At 45.9% G+C, this 5,809-nt stretch carries 2 protein-coding genes, 1 tRNA gene and 3 rRNA genes; 4 read left to right on the top strand and 2 right to left on the bottom strand.

Annotated features, from left to right (window positions below; all coding sequences use genetic code 11):
- Both G3997_RS11735 and G3997_RS09550 read right to left on the bottom strand, forming a co-directional pair.
- Positions 1–55 (bottom strand): hypothetical protein (locus tag G3997_RS11735; RefSeq protein WP_296649506.1); only part of this gene is annotated, 55 nt, incomplete at its 3' end.
- 8 nt (positions 56–63) lie between these two features.
- Complete coding sequence (locus G3997_RS09550; RefSeq protein ID WP_296645540.1) at positions 64–324, bottom strand: tryptophan transporter; 261 nt, start codon at positions 322–324, stop codon at positions 64–66.
- Positions 325–672: 348 nt separating this feature from the next.
- On the opposite strand from G3997_RS09550, the gene G3997_RS09545 reads away from it, so the two are divergent.
- The 4 genes from G3997_RS09545 to rrf all read left to right on the top strand — a co-directional run bounded on the left by G3997_RS09545 (position 673) and on the right by rrf (position 5,669).
- Positions 673–2,173, top strand: a 16S ribosomal RNA gene (locus G3997_RS09545).
- 278 nt (positions 2,174–2,451) lie between these two features.
- Positions 2,452–5,350, top strand: a 23S ribosomal RNA gene (locus tag G3997_RS09540).
- Between the two features lie 112 nt (positions 5,351–5,462).
- A tRNA-Gly gene (locus G3997_RS09535) sits at positions 5,463–5,536 on the top strand.
- Positions 5,537–5,552: 16 nt separating this feature from the next.
- Positions 5,553–5,669 (top strand): 5S ribosomal RNA (rrf, locus tag G3997_RS09530).
- Together the 16S, 23S and 5S rRNA genes with 1 tRNA gene alongside form the textbook arrangement of a ribosomal RNA operon.
- Positions 5,670–5,809 lie beyond the last annotated feature (140 nt).

Genomic DNA, 5,809 nt, shown 5'->3' with positions numbered 1-5,809 from the left:
GGTCTTGTAAAGCTGTTTTTATTACTAAAGCAAGTAATCCTACAAATGATAATATTGCACCAGCTAAGTGGGTAAAACCATTWATAGGCTCTCTAAGATAATTGTTAATAATGCTTCAAAAGTTCCTGGAAGTCCTACTAAAACTAAAGCTGATAGTAAAAATATTGTTCCACTTACTAAAGTCCCTACTGGTAATATTACAATTGAAACTATAGTATCTTGAACTTTACTACTAAATTTTTTTATATATGGTAATTTATACATTATATACATTATCAAATAAATTATATTTGTTGTAATAACTTTATCTATAACATTAGGCAACTGACCTCCTGGAAATTTAGTAAAAATAATGAAAAAATTAATAAAAAAGTATTGACGATATAAAATAAAGATGATATATTATTACTTGTCCTTAAGAAAAGGACAAAACAAAATAAAAAACTTCAAAAAATAAGTTGACAAAGAAAAATAACTTTGGTAAACTAAAGAAAGTTAATGAAATGAACTTTGAAAATTAAACAGTAGGTTAATTTATAGAATTACAACTAACAAACCAAGCCAGATATTCAGATTAGATTTATCTGAGCAGGTAGTCAAATTTATTTGAGCAACGGATTTATCTGAAGCGGTAGCAAAGATATATCGTTGGCGATATAAATTCGAAGAATTTATTTTGAGAGTTTGATCCTGGCTCAGGATGAACGCTGGCGGCGTGCCTAACACATGCAAGTCGAGCGAACCCTTCGGGGTGAGCGGCGGACGGGTGAGTAACGCGTGGGTAACCTGCCCTATACACACGGATAACGTACCGAAAGGTACGCTAATACGAGATAACATATTTTTATCGCATGGTAGAAATATCAAAGCTCCGGCGGTATAGGATGGACCCGCGTCTGATTAGCTAGTTGGTAAGGTAATGGCTTACCAAGGCGACGATCAGTAGCCGACCTGAGAGGGTGATCGGCCACATTGGAACTGAGACACGGTCCAAACTCCTACGGGAGGCAGCAGTGGGGAATATTGCACAATGGGCGAAAGCCTGATGCAGCAACGCCGCGTGAGCGATGAAGGCCTTCGGGTCGTAAAGCTCTGTCCTCAAGGAAGATAATGACGGTACTTGAGGAGGAAGCCCCGGCTAACTACGTGCCAGCAGCCGCGGTAATACGTAGGGGGCTAGCGTTATCCGGAATTACTGGGCGTAAAGGGTGCGTAGGTGGTTTCTTAAGTCAGAGGTGAAAGGCTACGGCTCAACCGTAGTAAGCCTTTGAAACTGAGAAACTTGAGTGCAGGAGAGGAGAGTAGAATTCCTAGTGTAGCGGTGAAATGCGTAGATATTAGGAGGAATACCAGTTGCGAAGGCGGCTCTCTGGACTGTAACTGACACTGAGGCACGAAAGCGTGGGGAGCAAACAGGATTAGATACCCTGGTAGTCCACGCCGTAAACGATGAATACTAGCTGTCGGAGGTTACCCCCTTCGGTGGCGCAGCTAACGCATTAAGTACTCCGCCTGGGAAGTACGCTCGCAAGAGTGAAACTCAAAGGAATTGACGGGGACCCGCACAAGTAGCGGAGCATGTGGTTTAATTCGAAGCAACGCGAAGAACCTTACCTAAGCTTGACATCCTTTTGACCTCTCCCTAATCGGAGATTTCCCTTCGGGGACAGAAGTGACAGGTGGTGCATGGTTGTCGTCAGCTCGTGTCGTGAGATGTTGGGTTAAGTCCCGCAACGAGCGCAACCCTTGCCTTTAGTTGCCAGCATTAAGTTGGGCACTCTAGAGGGACTGCCAGGGATAACCTGGAGGAAGGTGGGGATGACGTCAAATCATCATGCCCCTTATGCTTAGGGCTACACACGTGCTACAATGGGTGGTACAGAGGGCAGCCAAGTCGTGAGGCGGAGCTAATCCCTTAAAGCCATTCTCAGTTCGGATTGTAGGCTGAAACTCGCCTACATGAAGCTGGAGTTACTAGTAATCGCAGATCAGAATGCTGCGGTGAATGCGTTCCCGGGTCTTGTACACACCGCCCGTCACACCACGGAAGTTGGGGGCGCCCGAAGCCGGATTGCTAACCTTTTGGAAGCGTCCGTCGAAGGTGAAATCAATAACTGGGGTGAAGTCGTAACAAGGTAGCCGTATCGGAAGGTGCGGCTGGATCACCTCCTTTCTAAGGAGAATTGCCTACTGTTTAATTTTGAGGGTTCATTAAAAATCTTYTCAAAATAGGGCGTAGCCCTAATGAGTACTTTGAGCACCTCGACACGAACGAAAGTGAGTGGAAGGTAGCGAAGTGCGTTAGCACTTTGAAAACTGCATAACATTTAGTGATATGACATCATTTTAAACATATATGACAAGAAAAGTCTTAAAAATTACAACTTTTAAGCACTGGAATAAACTGAGTGAATACGAAGTTTGTTCAGTAGCAATAACTTTTTAATAACTGGTCAAGTTATTAAGGGTGCAGGGCGGATGCCTTGGCACTAGGAGCCGATGAAGGACGTGATAAGCTGCGATAAGCTTCGGGGAGTTGCACGTAAACTTTGATCCGAAGATTTCCGAATGAGGAAACTCACTTAGAGTAATGTCTAAGTATCGTTAAGTGAATACATAGCTTAGCGAGGGGAACCCGGGGAACTGAAACATCTAAGTACCCGGAGGAAGAGAAAGAAATTCGATTCCGTAAGTAGCGGCGAGCGAAAGCGGAACAGGCCAAACCAATGAAGTTTACTTCGTTGGGGTTGCGGACATACGACATGGAAAGATATCGTAGATGAAGAGAGTTGGAAAGCTCCGCTATAAAATGTAATAGCCACGTAGTCAAAACGAGAAAAATACTAGTATGATCCAGAGTACCACGGGACACGTGAAACCCTGTGGGAAGCAGGAGGGACCATCCTCCAAGCCTAAATACTACCTAGTGACCGATAGCGTATAGTACCGTGAGGGAAAGGTGAAAAGAACCCCGGGAGGGGAGTGAAAGAGAACCTGAAACCCTGCACTTACAAGCTGTGGGAGCACATTACTTGTGTGACCGCGTACTTTTTGTAGAACGGGCCAACGAGTTACGATATGCAGCAAGGTTAAGCACTTAAGGTGTGGAGCCGTAGCGAAAGCGAGTCTTAAATGGGCGATTAAGTTGCATGTCGTAGACCCGAAACCGGGCGACCTATCCATGAGCAGGTTGAAGCGAAAGTAAAATTTCGTGGAGGACCGAACCCACGAGCGTTGAAAAGCTCGGGGATGACTTGTGGATAGCGGTGAAATTCCAATCGAGCCCGGAGATAGCTGGTTCTCCCCGAAATAGCTTTAGGGCTAGCCTCAAGGTTGAGAGAAGCGGAGGTAGAGCACTGAATGTCCTAGGGGGTATTGCACTTACCGAAGACTATCAAACTCCGAATGCCGTATTCTTATACTTGGGAGTCAGACTGTGGGTGATAAGATTCATAGTCAAAAGGGCAACAGCCCAGATCGTCAGCTAAGGTCCCTAAATGTACGTTAAGTGGTAAAGGATGTGGGATTGCACAGACAACCAGGATGTTGGCTTAGAAGCAGCCACTCATTTAAAGAGTGCGTAATAGCTCACTGGTCGAGTGATCCTGCGCCGAAAATTTCCGGGGCTAAAACGTACTACCGAAGCTACGGCATCATTTATGATGGGTAGGGGAGCTTCGTATGCAGGCTGAAGCATGACCGTAAGGACATGTGGACAGTATACGAGTGAGAATGTTGGCATGAGTAGCGAGACGTGGGTGAGAATCCCACGGGCCGTAAACCCAAGGTTTCCAGGGGAAGGTTCGTCCGCCCTGGGTTAGTCGGGACCTAAGCCGAGGCCGAAAGGCGTAGGTGATGGACAACAGGTTGATATTCCTGTACCGCCAATAAGCGTTTGAGAGATGGAGTGACACAGTAGGATAAGCTAACCACACTGTTGGTTATTGTGTGGCTAAGTATTGAGGCAGTCTAGATAGGCAAATCCGTCTAGATAATGCTAGGATACGATGGGTAAGCCCTTCGGGGCGAAGTAGCTGATTTCACACTGTCAAGAAAAGCTTCTATCGAGTTTAAAGGCGCCCGTACCGTAAACCGACACAGGTGGGTGAGGAGAGTATCCTAAGGCCAGCGAGAGAACTATTGTTAAGGAACTCGGCAAAATGACCCCGTAACTTAGGGAGAAGGGGTGCCTGTCTATGACAGGCCGCAGAGAATAGGCCCAAGCGACTGTTTACCAAAAACACAGGTTTCTGCTAAGTCGCAAGACGATGTATAGGAGCTGACGCCTGCCCGGTGCTGGAAGGTTAAGGGGATCTGTTAGAGCAATCGAAGCAGTGAACTTAAGCCCCAGTAAACGGCGGCCGTAACTATAACGGTCCTAAGGTAGCGAAATTCCTTGTCGGGTAAGTTCCGACCCGCACGAAAGGCGTAACGATTTGGGCACTGTCTCAACAATAGACTCGGTGAAATTGTAATCCCGGTGAAGATGCCGGGTACCTGCGACAGGACGGAAAGACCCCATGGAGCTTTACTGTAGCTTGACATTGGGTCTTGGTACTACATGTACAGGATAGGTGGGAGACTATGAAGCGTGAACGCCAGTTTGCGTGGAGTCATCCTTGGGATACCACCCTTGTAGTACTGGGACTCTAACCAGAGGCCATGAATCTGGTCTTGGGACACTGTCAGGTGGGCAGTTTGACTGGGGCGGTCGCCTCCCAAAAAGTAACGGAGGCGCTCAAAGGTTCTCTCAGTACGGTCGGAAATCGTACGTAGAGTGTAAAGGCACAAGAGAGCTTGATTGCAAGACATACAGGTCGAGCAAGGACGAAAGTCGGACTTAGTGATCCGGTGGTTCCGCATGGAAGGGCCATCGCTCAACGGATAAAAGCTACCCTGGGGATAACAGGCTTATCTCCCCCAAGAGTCCACATCGACGGGGAGGTTTGGCACCTCGATGTCGGCTCATCACATCCTGGGGCTGTAGTAGGTCCCAAGGGTTGGGCTGTTCGCCCATTAAAGTGGTACGCGAGCTGGGTTCAGAACGTCGTGAGACAGTTCGGTCCCTATCCGTCGCAGGCGTAGGAAATTTGAGAAGACCTGTCCTTAGTACGAGAAAACNNAGATGGACGTACCTCTGGTGTACCAGTTGTTCTGCCAAGGGCATGGCTGGGTAGCTATGTACGGAATGGATAAGCGCTGAAAGCATCTAAGCGCGAAGCCAACTTCAAGATAAGATTTCCCACCGTAAAGGTAAGACCCCAGGAAGACTACCTGGTTGATAGGTCGAAGGTGTAAGTGCAGTAATGTATTTAGCTTATCGATACTAATAGGTCGAGGACTTGACCAAAAATAAACCTAAAGGTTTATATCGCCAACCAAATCAAAGATTTCGGTTGCTAAAATAAAATGATAAATATTAAATGATATGCAGTTTTCAGAGTATTAACTCTAAAACTTATGCGGGTGTAGCTCAATGGTAGAGTTCCGGCCTTCCAAGCCGGCTGTGAGGGTTCGATCCCCTTCACCCGCTCCAAACAAAATAAAGATTATGTGGTTATTATAGCAAAGAGGATACACCTGTTCCCATACCGAACACAGAAGTTAAGCTCTTTAGCGCTAATGGTACTTGGTGGGCGACCGCCTGGGAGAGTAAGACATAGYCACGTAATCTTTTTTATTATTCAAATATTAGCTAAAGGTATTTACCTTTAGCTTTTTTATATAATTAAAAAGTTATTGTATACAAAATTTGATTCACATAATTAGTATAGATTTAATAAACTTTACATATTGTTATAAAAAAGAA

Origin of the sequence: Romboutsia sp. 13368 (genome assembly GCF_018336475.1) — a bacterium.
Taxonomy (GTDB): Bacteria; Bacillota; Clostridia; order Peptostreptococcales; family Peptostreptococcaceae; genus Romboutsia.
Note: the sequence above shows the minus strand (reverse complement) of the source record. Positions and strands in the feature narration are given on the sequence as shown.